Origin of the sequence: Streptomyces sp. NPDC021622, assembly GCF_040640795.1 — a bacterium.
Taxonomy (GTDB): Bacteria; Actinomycetota; Actinomycetes; order Streptomycetales; family Streptomycetaceae; genus Streptomyces.
Window position 1 is genome coordinate 603088 of record NZ_JBFACK010000002.1, and the last position, 21108, is coordinate 624195.

General features: G+C 70.6%; 4 protein-coding genes (1 of these 4 only partly in view). 1 reads left to right on the forward strand and 3 read right to left on the reverse strand.

All coding sequences use genetic code 11. The features are described 5' to 3' along the window. From AB0G47_RS07080 to AB0G47_RS07090, 3 genes are all read right to left on the reverse strand, one after another. Positions 1 to 14798: the beginning of a non-ribosomal peptide synthase/polyketide synthase gene (locus AB0G47_RS07080; protein ID WP_360764886.1), read on the reverse strand. 16111 nt of this gene lie to the left of the window's left edge; 14798 of the gene's 30909 nt are visible here — the first part of the coding sequence; its start codon is at positions 14796 to 14798; its stop codon lies off the left edge, out of view. Between the two features lie 72 nt (positions 14799 to 14870). Further along, complete coding sequence (locus AB0G47_RS07085; RefSeq protein WP_360764888.1) at positions 14871 to 19529, reverse strand: amino acid adenylation domain-containing protein; 4659 nt, start codon at positions 19527 to 19529, stop codon at positions 14871 to 14873. A 173-nt stretch (positions 19530 to 19702) separates the two neighbouring features. Continuing rightward, a complete protein-coding gene (locus tag AB0G47_RS07090; protein ID WP_160507932.1) occupies positions 19703 to 19918 on the reverse strand; it encodes an MbtH family NRPS accessory protein in 216 nt (71 codons plus the stop codon). Positions 19919 to 20112: 194 nt separating this feature from the next. Between AB0G47_RS07090 and AB0G47_RS07095 the strand changes: the two genes are divergently transcribed. Then, entirely contained in the window at positions 20113 to 21051 is a 939-nt protein-coding gene (locus tag AB0G47_RS07095; RefSeq protein WP_360764891.1) for a TauD/TfdA family dioxygenase, read from the forward strand. Positions 21052 to 21108: the final 57 nt, after the last annotated feature.

Here is a 21108-nt window from a genome sequence, read left to right on the forward strand (position 1 = left end):
CGCTCCTGGACCAGCAGGTCCAAGAACTCCTCCGGCGACCGCGTCACCTGCGCCGGCACCACCACCAACGTGCCCCCGTGCAGAAGCGCACCCCACATCTCCCACACCGACACATCAAACGCGTACGAGTGGAACAGCGGCCACACATCATCCGGCCCGAACCCGAAATGCCGCTCACTGCTGCTGAACAACCGCAGCACATTGGCGTGACTGAGCCCGACACCCTTCGGCTTGCCCGTCGAACCGGATGTATAGATCACGTAGATCAGATCGTCCGGCACACCCCCGGTCACCGGTGCTGCCACGGACAGGCATCCGTCGATCACAGCCCTGTCGTCGTCATCGTCGATGACCACCAGACGCCCGGCGAACGAAGACAACCGGCCGACCAGACTGCGCTGCGTCACCAGGATCGGCGCGGCCGCATCCTCCAGGATCGTCGCCAACCGCTCATCCGGATTCGCCGGATCCAACGGCAGATACGCCGCACCCGACTTCAACACGCCCAACAGAGATGGGATCAGATCAATCCCCCGCTCCAGCGAAAGCCCGACCAGAGTGTCGGGACCGGCGCCAAGGCCGACCAGGTGGTGGGCGATCTGATTGGCCCGGGCATCGACCTCGGCGTAGGTCAGACGGTGGTCGCCGCAGGTGACGGCGGTGTGATCGGGCGTGCGGGCGGCCTGCTCGGCGAAGACCTCGTGCACCCGCCGGTCGACAGGTACCTCGACCGCCGCACCAGCACCCCACTCACCCAGCAGACGCTCTTCCTCGCCCTCCGGCAGATACACCGCACCCGCGTCACCCAGCGGATCAGCAGCCATCGCCTCAAGAACCCGCCGATACATCGAGGCAAGGCGCCCCATGTTTTCGCGGCTCACAACCTGGGTCGTCGAACCGAGGTTGATTTTGCCGCCGGCCGCGATCGCGCTCAGCGCGAACTCGTTGCCGCCCGCGTCCTGGTTCGACGCCGTGTCGACGACGTCGGTGTCGACCTGGTGGAAGTTCTGGTGGTCGAACAGCGTCGTCACCAGGCGCTGGGGCTCGCCCGAGTCCCGCTGGATGGCGGGCAGGGGGTAGCGGCGGTGGGCCCAGATGCCCGCCTCCTGCGCGAACACCTCCTCGACGAGAGCCAGCCAGGTGCCCGAAGACGGCCGAGTCGCCGGGAACGGCAGCGTGTTGAGGTGCATGCCCAACACCCGCTCGGCATCCGGAGCCTCAAGACGACCGTGGTACACGACGCCCGTGTGGAAGGCATCCTCCGCCGTCACCATCGAAAGGACCTTCAGATGCGCCGCCAACAGCACACTCTTCAGGGAAGCACCGGCTCGTTCCGCCAGGTCCTTGAGGCCTTCTTCGAGGTCGCCGAAGGGGGCCTGGACCCAGTAGCGGTCACTGGTGTCGCCGTTGGTGTCAGCCCAGGTGGTGGGGAGGTGCAGTGCGGTGTGGGTGCCGACGACGTTCTGCCAGAAGGCGCGGTCGTCGTCGCTCGCCAGGGAGGTGAGCTCGGCCGCGATGTAGTCGGCGTAGCGGACTGACGGGGCCTCGTAGGCGGGCGTCTCGTCGCCGTCCTTCAAGTGCCGGTACACATCGAGGAGTTCCATGAGGAACGTGTTGAGCGTCCAGCCCTCGGTCACCGCGTGGCAGTGGCTGACCGTCAGACGCCAGGCGTCATCCGACTCGACGTGCGCGCAGATCCGCATCAGCGGCGCTCCGGTCGGCTCGAAGCCGCGGGCCCGCTCGCGCGCCGCGTACTCCTCACCCGCCGCAGCGACGTCCCGCCCGCGCAGATCCTCGACCTCTACGGTCAACTCGCTCTGGGAGTGAACCACTTGAAGCGGCTGGGAGTAGCCGTCCAGGTGTACGGACGTACGCAGGATGTCGTGGCGGGATACGACCACGTCCACCGCGCGCTGCAATGCCTCCGCGTCCAGCGGCTGCCCGTCCGGGATCCGGAACGAGTTGATGTTGTGGTAGACATCCCGGCCCTCGCCCCGCGCGGCCAGCATCTCCACGACCATGCCGGTCTGGATCTGCGACAGCGGATACGCGTCCACGACGCCCGCCGGCAGGGCAAGCCGGTCCTCCGCGCTGATCAGCGCGAACGGCTCCACCGCCGCCGTCACTTCGGCAGCGGACCGCCCCTCGACCGAAGCAGCCAGAGCGGCGATCGTGCGGTGCTCGAAGATCTCCCGTACGTCGATGTCGTACCCGGCGGCCCGCAACGCGCCCACCAGGCGCACCACGCTGATCGAGTCACCGCCGACCTCGAAGAAGCTGTCCTCGACGCCGACCTCGGCCACATCAAGGACCTGGCCCCACACCGCGGCCAGCCGCTCTTCGGCGGGTGTACGGGGCGCCACGCGCCGGCCACCGGTATAGGCGGCCTGGTCGGGGGCGGGCAGGGCACGGTGGTCGAGCTTGCCGTTGGTGGTCAGCGGGATCGCGTCGATGGCCACGAAGGCCGCCGGGACCATGTAGTCCGGCAGTGCAACGCTCAAGTGGGCGCGCAGTTCACCCACTTCAGCCGAACCGGCCGTCATGCCCACGAGATAGGCGACCAGGGACTTCTCTCCGGTCTGGCTCTCGCGGGCCACGACCACGGCGTCCTTGATGGCCGGGTGCTCACGCAGCCGGTTCTCGATCTCACCCAGCTCGATCCGATAACCACGGATCTTGACCTGCTTGTCGATACGACCGAGCGACTCCAGACTCCCGTCCGGACGCCGCAACGCCAGGTCACCACTGCGATACAACCGCGAACCGGCCGGACCGAACGGGTCCGGCACGAAACGCTCGGCCGTCAACTCCGGCCGCCCCAGATACCCGCGTGACACCGCCGGACCGGAGACATAGATCTCCCCCGGAACGCCGACCGGGACGAGGTGTCCGTGGGCGTCGAAGAGGTGGATGACGGTGTCGTCCAAGGGATACCCGACCGGGCTGAGCGCCGGATGGGCCAGGTCCTCACCCGTGATCCGGTGATACGTGGAGTGAACCGTCGTCTCGGTGATCCCGTACATGTTCACCAGCGCCGGACGCTCGACACCGACACGGTCGGTCCAGGGACGCAGCTCACTCACATCCAGCCGCTCACCCGCGAACACCACGGCACGCAAGGCGAGTTGACCGATCCTCGGGTCCCCCTGACCCGCAAGGGCCGTCAGCGACCGAAACGCCGTCGGCGTCTGACACAAAACCGTCGCCCGCTCCTGGACCAGCAGATCCAGGAACTCCTCCGGCGACCGCGTCACCTGCGCCGGCACCACCACCAACGTGCCCCCGTGCAGCAGCGCGCCCCACATCTCCCACACCGACACATCAAACGCATACGAGTGGAACAGCGGCCACACATCATCGGCGCCGAACCCGAAATACCGGTCACTGCTGCTGAACAACCGCAGCACATTGGCGTGACTGAGCCCGACACCCTTCGGCTTGCCCGTCGAACCGGACGTATAGATCACGTAGATCAGATCGTCCGGCACACCCCCGGTCACCGGTGCTGCCACGGACAGGCATCCGTCGATCACAGCCCTGTCGTCGTCATCGTCGATGACCACCAGACGCCCGGCGAACGAAGACAACCGGCCGACCAGACTGCGCTGCGTCACCAGGATCGGCGCGGCCGCATCCTCCAGGATCGTCGCCAACCGCTCGTCCGGATTCGCCGGATCCAACGGCAGATACGCCGCACCCGACTTCAACACACCCAACAGAGACGGGATCAGATCAATCCCCCGCTCCAGCGAAAGCCCGACCAGGGTGTCGGGACCGGCGCCAAGGCCGACCAGGTGGTGGGCGATCTGATTGGCCCGGGCATCGACCTCGGCGTAGGTCAGACGGTGGTCGCCGCAGGTGACGGCGGTGTGATCGGGCGTGCGGGCGGCCTGCTCGGCGAAGACCTCGTGCACCCGCCGGTCAACAGGCACCTCGACCGCCCCACCGGCACCCCACTCACCCAGCAGACGCTCTTCCTCGCCCTCCGGCAGATACACCGCACCCGCATCACCCAGCGGATCAGCAGCCATCGCCTCCAGAACTCGCCGATACATCGAGGCGAGACGTCGTACGTTCTCGCGGCTGGCAACGTCCGTGGTCGTACCGAGGTTGAAGTGACCACCGGATGCGATCGCGCTCAGGGCGAACTCGTTGACGCCGTCGCCGAGGTTGGCCTCGACGTCGACCGCCGCGCTGTCGACCTGGTGGAAGTCCTGGTAGTCGAAAAGGATGGTGAGCAGGCGGTCGGCGGCGCCCGAGTCCCGCTGGATGACGGGGAGCGGGTAACGGCGGTGGGCCCAGATGCCCGCCTCCTGCGCGAACACCTCCTCGATGAGAGCCAGCCAGGTGCCCGAAGACGGCCGAGTCGCCGGGAACGGCAGCGTGTTGAGGTGCATGCCCAACACCCGCTCGGCATCCGGAGCCTCAAGACGACCGTGGTACACGACACCGGTATGGAAGGCGTCCTCCGCCGTCACCATCGAAAGCACCTTCAGATGCGCCGCCAACAGCACACTCTTCAGGGAAGCACCGGCCCGTTCCGCCAGGCTGCGCAGACCTGGTTCCAGGTCCGCGAAGGGCACACGCGTCCAATGCCGGTCGGACGAACTGCCGTACTCATCGGCCCAATTCACGGGCAGAGCCGTCGGCGTGGCATGGGCTACGACGTCGGACCAGAACGCGCGGGTCTCGGCAGACGCCAGGGCGGTGAGCTCGGCGGCGATGAAGTCGGCGTAGCGCACGGCGAGCGGGGCGGGTTCCGCGGTGCCGTCGCCGTTCTGGATGCGTCGGTAGGTGTCGAGCACCTCCGCAAGGAGGGAGTTCACGGTCCAGCCGTCGGTGACGGCGTGGCAGTGGCTGAGCGTCAGCCGCCAGGCGGTGTCGGACTCCACCTGCACGGCGAACCGCAGCAGAGGGGCGGCGGTCAGGTCGAACGGTTCGGATCGTTCGCGGGCCACGAACTCCCGGCCGAGCCGCTCCTGTTCCGCCGGGTCCATGCCCCGCCAGTCGTGGGCGGTCACCGGTACGTCGGCGGTGGCGTGCACCAGCTGCAAGGGCTGCGAGTAGCCGGTCATGGCGATGGAGGTGCGCAGGATGTCGTGCCTCTGGACGACCGAGCGCACGGCCTCGCGCAGTGTGTCCGCCGCGTACGGACGCTCGTCGGGGATCCGGAACGAGTTGATGTTGTAGTACAGGCCGCTGTCCGGGCGGGCCAGCATCTCGACGAGCATGCCGGTCTGGATCTGCGACAGGGGGTACGCGTCCACGACGTCCGCCGGCAGGGCGGCACGGTCCTCGTCGTCGATGAGCGAGAAGGGTGCGACTGCCTCCGTCAGTGAGGCGCCCGTGTTCTGCCCCGCCATCACGCGGGCGAGTTCGGCGACGGTCCGGTGTTCGAACACGTCCTGTACGCCGATGTCGTACCCGTCGGCGCGCAGTGCGCCGACGAGGCGGATGGCCCGGATGGAGTCGCCGCCGAGGTCGAAGAAGCTGTCCTCGACGCCGACGCGGTCAAGGCCGAGTATCTTGCGCCAGACTGCGGCGAGCCGCTCCTCGTCCGTGGTCCGCGGAGCGATGTGCCGACCGCTGGAGAAGGCGTCCTGGTCGGCGGCGGGCAGGGCGCGGTGGTCGACCTTGCCGCTGTTGGTGAGCGGGATCGCGTCGAGGGTCACGTACGCCGCCGGGACCATGTAGTCCGGAAGTGCTTCGTTCAGGTGCTCCCGCAGCAAGGGCGTTTCCGCCGTGCCGACGACGTAGGCCACCAGGCTCTTGTCCCCGGCCTCGTCCGCACGCGCCACGACCACGGCATCCGTCACGGCAGAGTGCTCACGCAGCCGCGACTCGATCTCACCCAGCTCGATGCGATAACCGCGAACCTTCACCTGACTGTCGATGCGACCCAGGCACTCAAAGGTGCCATCGGACAAGCGACGGGCCAGGTCACCCGTGCGATACAACCGCGAACCAGACGGCCCGTACGGGTTGGGGACGAACTTCTCCGCCGTCAACCCCGCACGCCCGTGATAGCCGTGCGCCAGACCGTCACCGGCGATGCACAGCTCGCCCGTGATCCCGTCCGGTACCGGCCTGCCCTGCGAATCCAGCACGTACAGCTGGGTGTTGGCGAGCGGACCACCGATCGAGACACCGTCCAGGACATCGGGAACATCCCAGAACGACGACCAGATCGTCGTCTCCGTCGGCCCGTACACATTCACCAACCGCTGCACCCGCGTGATCAGCTCGCGCGCAAGACCGGCCGTGATCGGCTCTCCGCCGGTCAGGGCGGTCACGGCGTAGTTGTCGAATCCGGCCGCAAGCAGCAGCCGCCAGCCCGAAGGCGTCGCCTGTACGTGCGTAACCCGGTGCCGGTCCATCAGTGCGATCAGCGCGGTGGCGTCCTTGACCTCGGTGTCGTCGGCCAGAACGACACGCCCGCCCGTGATCAGCGGCAGGTGCAGCTCAAGACCCGAGATGTCGAACGAGATCGACGTCGACGCCAACCACGCTCCACGACGTCCGGTGCCGATGTCGTCCCGCACGGAGGCCAGGAGGTTGTGCAGCGCACGGTGGCTGATGACGACACCCTTGGGCCGCCCGGTCGAACCGGACGTGTACAGGACGTAGGCCACCTGCTCGGGATCCGCGGCAACGGACTCGAACGCTGAGGGCAGAGCATCGATCCCCGCACGATGCGCGGCAAGGTAGTCGTCCGTGACCACCAGGACCGCACCGGCATCCTCGGCCATGTACGCGGCACGCTCAGCGGGCAGCGCAGGGTCGATCGGCAGATAGGCCGCACCCAGCTTCCACACCGCCAGCATGCTCACCAACACATCCGGCGACCGATGCAGCGACAGACCCACCACACCACCCGGCACCACACCCGCACCCCGCAGATGCCGAGCCAGCCGACTCGACCGCTCCTCCAACTCCCGGTAGCTGACACGCTGTTCACCACAGACAACCGCCACGGCATCGGGAGTCGCCGACGCCTGGCCGACGAACGTCTCAAGGGTCAGCACGGTGCTGGTGGCTTCGGTGCGCCGGGACACAGGGGGTTGCTCCACTTCGGGAAGGTAGGCGGCGGTGGCGTCGCCGTCGGGATCGGCGGCCATGGACTCCAGGACGAGCCGGTACATCGAGGCCAGCCGCTCGGCGCCCTCGCGGCCGAGGGCGCCGGTGTGCGTCTTGACGACGAGCCCGCCGCCCGTGGCCACGACGCTGAGCGCGAACTCGTTGAAGCCCGCGCCGAGTCCGGAGGCGACGTCGACCGATTCGGTGTCGACCTGGTGGAAGTTCTGGAAGTCGAACATCACCGGGATCAGCCGTCGGCCGTCGCCGGCGTCCCGCTGGATGGCGGGCAACGGGTAGCGGCGGTGGGCCCAGATGTCCGTCTCCTGGGCGTGGACCCGCTCCACCAGCTCCAGCCAGCTGCCAGAGGAGGGCCGAGTCGCAGGGAACGGCAGGGTGTTGAGGTGCATGCCCAACACCCGGTCCGAACCCGACGCCTCCAGACGGCCGTGGTACACGACACCCGTGTGGAAGGCCTCGTCAGGCGTCAGCGCCGAAAGGACCTTCAGATGCGCCGCAAGCAGCACACTCTTCAGCGAGGTCCGCGCCCGCGTGGCCAGCCCACGCAGGCCTTGCTCCAGGTCCCGGAAGTCGACCCGCAGTCGCAGCGGCTCGCTCGTCCCGCCCGTCGCCGTGCGCCAGGCCTCCGGCAGCGCCAAGGGAGTGTGGCGCTCGACCAGGTCCTGCCAGAAGGCGCGGTCCTCATCGCCGTCCAGCGAGGCGAGTTCGGCGGCAACGAAGTCCGCGTACCGGACGGCCGGAGCCTCGTGCACCGGGGCCTGACCGCCGTCCCGCAGCTGCCGATAGCAGTCAAGCAGCTCCATCACGAGGCTGTGATAGCTCCAGCCGTCCGCGATGGCGTGGACGTACGTGAAGGTGATCCGCCAGGCGTCGTCCGACTCGACATGCACGGCCATACGGATCAGCGGTGCGGCCGGCAGTTCGAACGCGGCGGCCTCCTCGGCGGCGACGAACGCCTCCAGCTCCCGCTGCCGCTGATCGGGGCTCTGGCCCCGCACATCCATCACGGCCAGCTCGATCTGCGCGCCGGAGTGCACCATCTGGAGCGGCTGCGCGTAGCGCACGAAGTCGATCGACGTACGCAGCATCTCGTGCCGCTGTGTGATGTGGTCGACGGCGGCGCGGAACGCCTCCGCGGAGAACGGCCGATCGTCCGGGATCCGGAAGGAGTTGATGTTCTGGTACGCCGACCTGCCCTGTTCCTGCGCCGCCAGCATCTCGACGAGCATGCCGGTCTGGATCTGCGACAACGGATACGCGTCCACGACATCCGCCGGCAGCAGGGCACGGTCCTCCTCGCCGATGAGCGCGAAGGGGGACACCGTGTCGGCCGGCGAGACAGAGCTGTCCCCTGTCACATGGGTCGCCAACGCGGCGACGGTGCGGTGCTCGAAGACCGCGCGGACGTCGACGTCGTAACCGGCGGCGCGCAAGGCGCCGACCAGACGGACGGCCCGGATGGAGTCGCCGCCGAGGTCGAAGAAGCTGTCCTCGACCCCCACCTCGTCCTCATCCAGGACGGTCGCCCAGATCGCGGCGAGTCGCTCCTCGGAGGGTGTGCGCGGGGCTGTTCCACGGGTTCCGGTGTACGCGGTCTGGTCGGGGGCGGGCAGCGCGCGGTGGTCGACCTTGCCGCTGTTGGTCAGCGGGATCGCGTCGAGGGTCACGTAGGCCGCCGGGACCATGTACTCCGGAAGCGCCTGGCCCAGGTGCTCCCGCAGCGAGGCCGTTTCCGCCGTGCCGACGACGTACGCCACCAGGCTCTTGTCCCCGGCCTCATCCGCACGCGCCACGACCACGGCATCCGTCACAGCGGGGTGCTCACGCAGCCGCGACTCGATCTCACCCAGCTCGATGCGATAACCGCGCACCTTCACCTGGCTGTCGATACGCCCCAGGCACTCAAAGGTGCCATCGGACAAGCGACGGGCCAGGTCACCCGTGCGATACAACCGCGAACCGGAAGGACCGTACGGGTTCGGGACGAACTTCTCCGCCGTCAACCCCGCACGCCCGTGATAGCCGTGCGCCAGACCGTCACCGGCGATGCACAACTCACCAACGACGCCCGACGGCACCGGCCGCCCCCGCGAATCCAGCACGTACAACTGGGTGTTGGCGAGCGGACCACCGATCGAGACCTGCGCGACGGATTCCGGCACGTCCCAGATGGACGACCAGATCGTGGTCTCCGTCGGACCGTACACATTCACCAACCGGCCTACGTGCGAGGCGAGTTCCTGAGCCAGCTCGGCGTCGATGGGTTCACCACCGGTCAACGCCACCACCGACCGATCACTGAACCCGGCCGCCAACAGCAGGCGCCAGCCCGAAGGCGTCGCCTGCACATGGGTCACACCATGCGCTTCCGCGAGCCCCCGCAGCGCGGTGGCGTCCTTGACCTCGGTATCACCGGCCAGGACCACACGCCCGCCCGTAATGAGGGGCAGGTGCAGCTCAAGGCCCGAAATGTCGAACGAGATCGACGTCGACGCCAGCCAGACACCCGTCTGATCGGCCCCGAGATGATCCCGCAGCGAGGCCAGGAGGTTGTGCAGGGCGCGGTGGCTGATGACGACACCCTTGGGCCGCCCGGTCGAACCGGACGTGTACAGGACGTAGGCCACCTGCTCGGGATCCGCGGCAACGGACTCGAACGCAGCGGGCAGAGCATCGATGTCCGCCCGGTGCGCGGCAAGGTAGTCGTCCGTGAGCACCAGGACCGCACCGGCATCCTCGGCCATGTACGCGGCACGCTCAGCGGGCAGCGCAGGGTCGATCGGCAGATAGGCGGCACCCAGCTTCCACACCGCCAACATGCTCACCAACACATCCGGCGTCCGCCCCAGCGACAGACCCACCACACCGCCGGGCACCACACCCGCACCCCGCAGATGCCGAGCCAGCCGACTCGACCGCTCCTCCAACTCCCGGTAGCTGACGCGCTGTTCACCACAGACGACGGCAGCCTCACCGGCCCGATCCGCCACCTGCCCCGCGAACAACTCCAGCGCACCCACACGGCCACCCCACTCGGTGAAGTCCGAGGCCTCCTCGAACTCCCCCTCGGGCAGACACGCGCCCCCTGCGTCCCCATCCGGGTCCACCGCCATCGCCTCAAGCACCGACCGGTACATCGACCCCAGCCGCCGCAGGTTCTCCCCGCTGATCACATCCGTCGTGGAGCCCAGCTGAACGGCCCCGTCAGCAGCCACCACGTTCAGCGTGAACTCGTTGCCGCCGACGTCCCAGGACGCACCGCTGCCGTACGTCTCCGCACCGGCCGGGCGGAAGTCCTGGTGCTCGAAGAGCACGGAGACGAGCCGGTCGCCGATGCCGCAGTCGCGCTGGATCTCGGGAAGCGGGTAGCGGCGGTGGGCCCAGATCTCCGTCTCCTGGGCGTGGACCCGCCCCACCAGCTCCAGCCAGCTGCCAGAGGAGGGCCGAGTCGCAGGGAACGGCAGGGTGTTGAGGTGCATGCCCAGCACCCGGTCAGCGCCCGGCGCCTCCAGACGGCCGTGGAAGACAACACCCGCGTGGAAGGCCTCGTCCGGCGTCAGCGCCGACAGGACCTTCAGATGCGCCGCAAGCAGCACGCTCTTCAGCGAGGTGCCTGCCGTACGCGCCAGCTCCCGCAGCGGACCTTCCAGATCCACGAACGGGACCTGGTGACCGACCCGCTGCGCGCCGCTCCCCGTCGGATCGCCCCACACCTCCGGCAGCCGCAACGGCGCATGCGCTTCCGTCACCGCCCGCCAGAAGGCCCGGTCGTCCTCGCTCGCCACCGACTCCAGTTCGGCCGCGACGAAGTCCGCGTACCGCACGGAGGGCGCCTCGTACTCCGGTGCCTCACCGCCGTCCCGCAGCTGCCGGTAGCAGTCGAGGAGCTCCACAAGGAGCGTGTTGAGGGTCCAGCCCTCCGTCACCGCGTGGCAGTGGCTGAGCGTCAGGCACCAGCCGGTTTCGGACTCGATGTGTACGCCGAGCCGCAGCAGCGGGGCGGTGGTCAGGTCGAAGTGGCGGTCGCGTTCACGCCGTACGTACGTGGCGACGGCCTGTTCCCGCTCCGGGGCGCCGGCGGTCCGTACGTCGTGGATCTCGACGCCGATGCGCGCCTCGGCATGGACGAGTTGCAGCGGCTGGGAGTGGCCGGACAGGTGCATCGACGTGCGCAGGACGTCATGGCGGGCGACGACCGTGTCCACGGCGGCCCGGAAGGCCTCCGGCGAGAACGGCTGCTCGTCGGGGACGCGGAAGGAGTTGACGTTGTGGTAGACGTCCTTCGTGCCGGGGCCCGCGGCCAGCATCTCGACGAGCATGCCGGTCTGGATCTGCGACAGCGGGTAGGCGTCCACCACGTCCGCCGGGAGCAGGGCACGGTCCGCCGCGTCGATCAGCGCGAACGGCGCCACCCGTGACACGAGTGACACCAGCGAGCCGGAGCCCTCCGTCTCCTGGCCGCCCAGGAGCAGGGCGAGGTCGGCGACCGTTCGGTGTTCGAAGACGTCGCGGACAGTGACGTCGTGGCCGGCCTCGCGCAGGGCGCCCACGAGGCGTACGGCCGCGATGGAGTCGCCGCCGAGTTCGAAGAAGCTGTCATCGACGCCGAGTTCGTCCAGGCCGAGGACGTCGGCCCAGACGCGGGCGAGGTGTTCCTCGGCCGGTGTGCGCGGTGCCGTGCCACGGTTTTCGGCGGGGGAGACCTGGTCGAGGGCGGCGAGCGCGCGGTGGTCGACCTTGCCGTTGCGGGTCAGGGGGACGGCGTCGATGGGGACGTAGACCGTGGGGACCATGTAGTCGGGCAGGGCGGCCGACAGGTGGGCGCGCAGGGAGTGCTGGTCGGGGTCGGCGCCGTCGGCCGTGACGACGTAGGCGACCAGGCGCTCCACGCCGTGCGTCGTGCGCCGTACGGCGGCGATGGCCTCCGCGACGGTGGGGTGCTGCCGCAGGCGGGCCTCGATCTCGCCCAGCTCGATGCGGTAGCCGCGCAGCTTGACCTGGTTGTCGATGCGGCCCAGGAAGTCGAGGGAGCCGTCGGACAGGCGGCGGCCCAGGTCACCGGTGCGGTAGATGCGGGAGCCTGCCGGGCCGAACGGGTCGGGGAGGAACTTCTCGGCGGTCAGGTCGGGGCGGCCGAGGTAGCCGCGGGCCAGTCCGTCGCCGGCGATGTAGACCTCGCCGGCAACGCCGGTGGGGGCGGGCCTGAGGTCGTCGGTGAGGACGTACATCGCGGAGTTGGGGATGGGGTCGCCGAGCGGGATCAGTTCACCGTCGGGGAGCGTGTCGATCGGCTGGCCGGAGTTGCCGATGGTGATCTCCGTCGGGCCGTACTCGGTGGCGAGCCGGGTGCCCTGCGGTCCGGCGAGGGCGCGCCAGCGGGCGACCAGGTCGGTGGTGAAGCTGTCGCCTGCGGCGATGACGAGGCCTGCGAGGTCCCTGGCCTGGGCGGGGGTGAGCTGGTGGGTGAGCAGGTCGAGGTGGCCGGGGGTGAGCTTGATGAAGCTGAAGGGGGCGTGGGCGGCGAGCGTGCTGCCGAGGGCGGCCGTGTCGAGGTCGGTGGGCAGCAGGGTGACCGGCTGGCCGGTGATGAGGGGGGTGAAGAGGTCGGGGATGCCGAGGTCGAAGGCGATGGAGGAGAACAGCGGGGCGCCGCCGGTGCCCTGGGCGGCGTAGGAACCCACGGTCCAGGAGAGGTAGTTGGCCAGGCCACGGTGGTGGATCATCACGCCCTTGGGGCGGCCGGTGGAGCCCGAGGTGTAGATGACGTAGGCCAGTTGGCGCGGGTCGGGGGAGGTGGCGGGAGGCGTGGTGGGCTGCTCGTCGATGAGCCAGGCGTCCTGGTCCAGGACGGTGAGGGTGCCGTGGTGGACGGCGGACAGCGTGGGCAGGTGGGCGCCGGTGGTGAGGACGAGTTCGGCGCGGGTGTCGGTGAGCATGTAGCCGAGGCGTTCACTGGGGACGCTCGGGTCGAGGGGGAGGTAGGCGGCGGAGGCCTTCCAGATGCCGAGGAGCGCGGGCACCAGATGGACGTCGCGGTCCAGGCAGACGCCGACGAGGGTGTCGGGTCCGACGCCGTTCTCCAGCAGGTAGTGGGCCATCTGATTGGCCCGCTCCTCGACTTGACGGTAGGTCAGCTCGCTGTCGCCCGCCCTGACCGCCACCGCGTCGGGGGTGGCCGCGGCCTGCCGGGTGAACAGGTCCACGGTGCCCGCGTCGCCACGGTCGATGCTCTCGCCCGCCGCCCATGCGCCCAGGGCCGCGCGTTCGCCGTCGGACAGCATCTCGGCGGTGGAGATCCGGGCGTCGGGCGCTGCGGTGAGGCCGTCCAGGAGGCGGAGGTAGTGGCCTGCCATGCGGTCGGCGGTGGAGCGGTCGAACAGGGCGGTGGCGAAGAGCAGATGGGCGTCGAGCGGGCCGTCCGCGGCGTCGGCGACGTCGAGGGTGAGGTCGGTCTTGGCGGTGCGGTGGCCCGTCTCGGGCGTCACCGTCAGGCCGGGCAGCGCGAGGTCGGGGGCCTGTCGCTCGCGCAGGATGAAGTCCGCCTGGTAGAGCGGGGTGCGGGACAGGTCGCGCTCCGGCTGGAGTTCGTCCACGAGGGTGGCGAACGGCACGGCCTGGTGGTCGAAAGCGTCGAGGACCGTGGTGCGTCCTGCGGCGAGGAGCTCGGCGAACGTGGGGTCGCCGGACCAACGGGCGCGGGCCACAAGCACGTTGATGCCGTAGCCGATGAGCTGCTGCAGCTCGGGGCGGCTCCGGCCGGACACGGTCACGCCGACCGGGATGTCGGTGGCGCCGGTGTGGCGGGCCAGCATGAGCTGGTAGGCGGTGAGCAGGACGGTGAAGCGCGTGACGCCGTGGGTGCGGGCCACCTCGCTGACGCGCCGGGCGAGGTCGGCGGGGACGCTGAAGGCGACGGCGTCGCCGTGCGGGTCCCGGCGTGCGGGGCGCGGCCGGTCGGTGGGCAGCTCGAGGACGGGCAGGTCGGCCAACTGCTCGCGCCAGTACGCGAGATGGCCTTCCAGGGCTGCCCCGGTGAGCTCGCCGCGCTGCCAGGCCGCGTAGTCCGCGTACTGCACGGGCAGCGGGTCCGCGGTGTGGGGCGTGCCGGTGCTGTACGCGGTGTAGAAGGCGCCGAGTTCCTGGGCGAAGACGCCCATCGACCAGGCGTCGCAGGCGATGTGGTGGAAGGTGACGACGAGCAGGTGCTCGTCGTCACCGAGCCGGTAGAGGCGGGCCCGGACCGGCCACTCCCCTTCCAGGTCGAAGGGGCGGCCGGCGTCGGCCTCGGCGCGGGCGTGGGCCTCGGCGGCACTGGCGTCCGTGAGGTCGGCGACGGGCAGCTCGACGGCGCCTGGTTCGTCCACGACCTGGACCGGCTCCCGCCCGGCCAGCGTGTAGCGGGTGCGCAGGATCTCGTGCCGCTCGACGATCCGGGTCAGGGCGGCCCGCAGCGCCTCGGGGTCGAGGGCGCCGTGCAGCCGCATCGCGAGCGGTACGGCGTACTCGGTGCTCGTGGGGTCCATGCGGTGGAGGAACCACAGCTGCTGCTGTCCGAACGACAGCGGCAGCTCCCGATCCCGCGGGACGCGCGGGATCGGGGCCCGGCGTCCGCCCCGCCGGCCGGCCAGCCTGCTCCGCAGCAGCTCCTCCCGCAGTGCGGTCGCTTCCCGGTCGTTCGTGGACGGCGCGTCGCCGATGCTCATGGTCTTTCCGCTCCTCAACGGGTATGTCACTGGGCCCGGTTCGTCGGGCGGTGAGTCAACGGGCTCGCGTGGTCAGGCGAGTTCGGAATCGGTCAGCTGGTCGATCTCGGCCCTGATCCGCTCCTCGATCGCCTGGGCGAGGCCACCGACGGTGGGCTGCTCGAAGACCGTCCGGATGGTCAGGTCGACGTCGAAGGCGTCCTGGAGGCGGGAGGTCATCCGGATGGCGAGGATGGAGTGTCCGCCCAGTGCGAAGAAGTCGTCGTGTACGCCGATCCGCTCCAGGCCGAGGATCTCGCCCCAGATCTCGGCGATGCGTTCCTCGGTCGGCGTGGACGGCGCCCGGTAGGCGCCCCTTACCAGGTCGAGGACGGGCAGGGCACGGTGGTCGACCTTGCCGTTGGAGGTGAGCGGGATCGCCGGGACGACGGCGTAGGCGGTCGGCAGCATGTACTCGGGGAGCACGGCCGCGAGCCCTTCGCGTACGGCCGTCAGGTCGGGGTCGGCAGGGCCGTCCGGGACGAGGTAGGCGGCCAGGGACTTTTCGCCCGCGTCGTCGTCGCGCAGCACGACGACGGCGTCAAGGACACCGGGAAGGTCCGTCAACTGGGCACGGATCTCGCCGAGTTCGATCCGGTAGCCGCGCAGCTTGACCTGGTCGTCGATCCGGCCGAGGAATTCGATGCTGCCGTCCGGGAGGCGGCGGGCGAGGTCGCCGGTGCGGTAGAGGCGGGAGCCTGCCGGGCCGAACGGGTCGGGCACGAAGCGTTCCGCGGTCAGTGCCGGGCGGGCCAGGTAGCCGCGGGCCACGCCGTGCCCGCCGACGTGCAGCTCGCCCGCGACGCCGACGGGGAGGGGGTGCCCTGCTGGGTCCAGGACGTGGGCGGTGGTGTTCGGCAGGGGGCCGCCGAGCGGGACCGGGCCGTCGTAGGGCTCGGTGACCGGGTGGGCGGTGGAGCCGATCGACGCCTCGGTGGGGCCGTACTCGTTGATCAGCCGATGGGCGCCGAGGGCGGTCAGCCAGTGGTTGGCGGTCCTGGCGGAGAGCGCCTCCCCCGCGACGAGGACGGTCCTCGCGAGGCGGGCCGTCTGTCCGGCGTCGAGCTGGTGGGCGAGCAGGTCCAGATGGCCGGGGGTGAGCTTGACGAAGTCGAACGGTCCGGCGGCGTCCAACGCCCTGCCGAGGTCCGCGAGGTCCAGATCGGCGGGCAGGACATGCACGGGGCCGCCGGTCATCAGCGGCACATACAGGTTCGTGGCGGGCAGGTCGAAGGCGACGGAGGAGAACAGGGGCGCTCCGCCGTCGCTGCCGGACGTCAACTCCCTTGCCGCCCAGCCGAGATGGTTGGCCAGACCGCCGTGGGTGACCATCACGCCCTTGGGGGTGCCGGTCGAGCCGGAGGTGTAGATGACGTAGGCGAGGGCGTCCGGGTCGCCGCTCCGCGGCGGGGCGTCGGCGGGGCGTTGCGCGACCGCCGCGCGCTCTTGGTCCAGGAGGACACGGGTGCCGGTGAAGCCGTCGGTTGCGTGCGCGAGGGCGGAGTCGGTGAGCAGCAGCGCGGCCCCGCTGTCGGTGAGGACGTGGCGCAGGCGCTCGGCGGGGTTGGCCGCGTCGAGCGGGACGTAGGCGGCGCCCGTCTTCCACACGGCGAGGAGGGCGGCGACCAGGTCGGGACCGCGGTCGAGGCAGACGCCGACGACGGTCTCCGGTCCCGCGCCCTGCGCGGCGAGATGGTGGGCGATGCGGTTGGCGTACGCGTCGAGTTCGCCGTACGTCAGCCGTGCGTCGGCGGCGAGGACGGCCGGGGCGTCCGGGCGGGCGGTGGCCATGGCCTCGATCCGGTCGAGGACCGTGCCGGCGGGGAACTCCTCCGCGGTCGCGTTCCACTCCCCGAGGAGCCGCGCGCGCTCGGCGTCGGGCAGGATGTCCGCCTCGGCGAGCGGGGTGGCGGGGGCGGCGGTCACGGAGGCCAGGAGGCGTACGAAGTGGTCCGCGAAGCGCTCGATGGTGGCGTGCTCGAACAGGGCGGTGGCGTATTCGAGGGCGCCGGTCCAGGTGCCGTCGGCCTCGCGCCGTACGTAGAGGGTCAGGTCGGTCTTGGAGACCTGGCGGGCGCCGCGCAGGTAGTCGAGGTCGGTGCGGTCGGGCATGCCGCCGGTGAGCTGCTCGTCGTGCATGTTGAAGGCGACCTGGTAGAGCGGGGTGCGGGACAGGTCGCGTTCGGGGCGCAGTTCCTCGACGAGGTGCTCGAACGGCACTTCCTGGTGGGCGAAGGCGTCCAGGCAGGCGCCGCGCACCCGGCCGAGGGCGTCCTGGAAGGACTGTCCGGCCTCCAGGGGGCAGCGCAGGACGAGGGAGTTGAGGAAGAAGCCGACCATGGGGCGCAGTTCGGGCCGGGTGCGGCCGGCGACGGGGGCGCCGACGACGACGTCCCACTGCCCGGTGTGCCGGGCGAGCAGGGTGCCGAAGACCGTAAGCAGCGTCATGAACGGCGTGGCCTCGTTGCGGCGGCCGAGCGCGGTCGCGGCGTCGACGAGGGGCTGCGGGATGCTGAAGGTGACGACGGAGCCGTGCGGGTCGCGCTCCGGGGGGCGCGGGTGGTCGGTGGGCAGTTCGAGCGGGGCCATGCCGTCGAGCGTGCGGCGCCAGAAGTCCAGGTCGTCGGCGAGCCGCTCGGTGGTGCGCCATTGCTGCTGCCAGGCCGCGAAGTCCGCGTACTGCACCGGAAGTTCGGGCAACGCGGGCCGCTCACCGGCGTGCAGGGTGCGGCACAGGGTGCGGAACTCGTCCTCCAGGACGGCCGAGGTCCAGCCGTCGCAGGCGATGTGGTGGATGGTGACAAGGAGCAGCTGGTCCTCGCCGGGGGCCCGGCCGAGCAGTGCCCGCCAGACCTGACCGCCCGCCAGGTCGAAGCCCGCCTCGAACTGCTCGGCGTAGACGGGGAGGAGGTCGTCGCGCACACCGTCCACGACCCGCAGCTCGACCGGCGTGTACGGCTCGACGATCTGTACGGGTTCACCGCCTCGGGAGGCGTAACGGGTGCGCAGCGCCTCGTGCCGCTCGCCGAGGATGTCGAGCGCGCGGCGGACGGTGTCGGCGGAGATGTCCGGGGAGAGCCGGATGAAGAGGGGTGCCGTCCACTCCGGGCTCTTGGGGTGCATCGTGTCCATGAACCACAGCCGGCGCTGGCCGAAGGACAGCGGGAGTTCCCCGTCGCGGGGAACGGGGGTGACGGCGGGTTCGACGGCGGCCGCGGAGTCGACGAGCGCGGCCTGCTCGCGGACCGTGACCGCGGCGAAGAGGTCGGCGAGCACCACTTGGCGGCCGGTGGTCCTGTGCAGCATTTCGGCGAGCTGGGTGAGGACGAGGGAGTGTCCGCCGAGCTGGAAGAAGTTGTCGTCGAGGCCGATGTCGGCGATGCCGAGCAGCTCCGACCACGTCTGGCAGACGGCGCGTTCGGCGGCGGTGACCGGGGCCGCGTGGACCGGCCGCCCGGGAAGTTCGGCGGCGAAGGCGGCGGGCGCCTGTGCGCCGTCGGAGACCCGGCCGAGGAGCTCCACGGCGCCGTCCGCGCGCCAGCGGACCTCGTCGCCCGTCCGGTACATGCGCGAGCCCGGCGCCCCGAAGGGGGCGGGCCGCAGCCGCTCGGCCGTGGCGAGCGGGTCGCCGAGGATCCCGCGAGCCACCGCGGAACCGGCGACATGCAGCTCGCCCGGAACGCCGGGGGGTACCGGGTCTCCGTACGCGTCGAGCACGAGCACGCGCACCTTGTCGACCGGCCGTCCGAGGGATGCGGCGGCCGCGGCATCGCCGGACCCGCCTTCCACAGGGCACGCGGTGACGGCGAGCGCACCGCCGTCGGGGCCGTACACCTGCCAGGCCTGCGCGCCGGCCGCGGTGACGACAGCGGTGGCGGCGGGACCGGCGGGGCTTCCTGCGGCGAGGACAAGGCGCAGGGCGCCGCAGGCGGCCCAGTCGCCCTCTGCCGCGGCGGCGTCGAGACCGGAGGCGGCGACCGGCATGACGGTGACGCCGTGGGCGGCGACCGTGTGGGCGAGGGGGGCCTTCGCCGTGGCCGTCACCACGGTCGCACCGGTGGTGAGGGCGGTGAACAGCGGCCAGTAGGAGGCGAGGCCGGAGGGCGTGCACAGCACACGGTCCGCGTCGGTCACACCGAAGCGGCGGGTGGTCCAGCGGACGTGGTGTGCGACGGCTGTGTGATCCACCATCAGATACTGGCCGTTGTCGGCCAGTTGGACTCCCCAGGCCAGATCGCCGTCCTCGACGGTGACCGCGGGCGGGGTGGCCGCCTGGGAACGCAGGGTGTCGCGCTCGGCGTCGAGGTCGATCACCGGAGCCGGTCCGGCTCCGGCGCGCAGGGCGACCGCCGCGTTGCCATGGGTCAGGACGGCCGCCGGCTCGGCGTACCGGCGCAGCGCCCGCAGCCCCTCCTCCGGCACGTCGGCCGGCAGCGGCAGGACCGCCGCGCCCGCCCGCCAGACCGCGAGCAGTGCCGTCGGCAGGTCCGCGGAGGGCGGCAGGTGCACGGCGACGAGTGATCCCCGGCCCACACCGGCCGCGCACAACAGGTGCGCCAGCCGATTGGCCTCCGCGTCGAGCTCCGCGTAACCGATCCCGCGCCCGCCGTCGCCGTCGACGAGGGCGGTCCGGTCCGGGGCCTGGGCTGCCAGGTCCGAGAAGAGAAGGTGGAGGGGCGACTGACGTGCCACAAGTGCTCCCCGTGGGGTCGTGTGCGGTGGGTGGGCGGAGTGAGGTGCGGGCCGGACGAGAGGGCTGGGAAGCCCGGTGTCGGGGTGAGTGCGAGCGCGCGGGGCGGGGAGGGGGAGCGGGGCGGGCGCCTCCGCTCAGCCCCGGGCCTCCGCTTCCGCGCGGGCCTCTGCGGTCAGCCCGCCGCCTCCGCCATGCGGCGACGCAGGCTGAGCGGGCGCATGTCGGTCCAGATCTCGCCGATGTGCGCGAGGCACTCCTCCTTGGTGCCGCGGGTGCCCTCGGCGTGCCAGCCCGCAGGAAGCTCCCGCTCGGCCCACCAGATGGAGTACTGCTCCTCATCGTTGAGGACGACGAGGTAGGTCTGCGCGTCGGTGTTCTGCTCGGCCATGTCGCTCCCTGATCGGTTGGGTTTCGAACGTGTCGTATCTGCTCGTATCGGCGTTCGGGAGTCTGTGAACTGGCGCTATAGGGCTTCTATATCGGGCCGCCCCGGCATGTAGAGCCGGTATAGAAACGCTCCGCAAGCTGTCCGGCGAATCGCATTCCACACGCCTCGGCGGGGGCGCAGAAGGGAAGGCCGGGATGCCGGACCACCGGAACTGGAAACCACTGGAGATCACCCCGGCGAGCGTGGGCGCGAAACCTGGCGCCGCAGGGCTCGCCGCGTATCTCGACGCTCTTCCCGACCTCGCCGAACGACTCACCGAGGAACGGGCGTTGGTGTTCCGGGGCTTCGGCGTCGACCCCGACGAACTCGACACCGTCATGGACCGCCTGCTGCCCGACCGGGCGGCCTATGTGCACGGGAATTCCCCGCGCACCAAGGTCGGACGGAACGTCTACACGTCGACGGAATATCCGCCGGAATTCGTCATCTCGATGCACAACGAGCTTTCGTACGCGCACCGTTGGCCGTCCCGGCTGCTGTTCTTCTGCCACACCGCCCCGGAAACCGGCGGCGCCACCCCCGTGGTGAACGGCGCGCTGTGGCTCGCGTCGCTGGACGACGAGGTGCGCGAGGCGTTCGCCGGCGGGGTGCGCTACACGCAGAACCTGCACGGGGGCCGCGGCCTCGGCAAGAGCTGGCAGGAGACCTTCGAGACCGGGGACCGCGACGCGGTCGAGGAGTTCCTCTCCACGACCGCCTCGAACTGGACGTGGCTCCCCGGCGACGCCCTGCGCGTCACCCAGAACCGCCCGGCCACGCTGCGTCACCCGGTGACCGGCGAGGAGGTCTGGTTCAACCAGTCCGACCAGTGGCACCCGGCGGCGCTCGGCGAGGACGCGGCCGCACTGGCCCGGGTGCTGCCCGCCGACGAACTGCCGCAGTCCGTCAGCTTCGCCGACGGCAGTCCGATCCCCGACGCGTACGTGCTGCAGGTGCGCGACCGCGGCCTGGCCGCCGCCGTCGACGTCGACTGGCACGCCGGTGACCTGCTGCTGATCGACAACGTGCTGGTCGGCCACGGCCGCCGCTCGTTCACCGGCAGCCGCCGGGTCCTTGTGGCCATGTCCAGCTGACTGCCCGCTCCCGTACGCACGCTCCTGTACGCACACTCCCGCACGCCCGAACGGCCG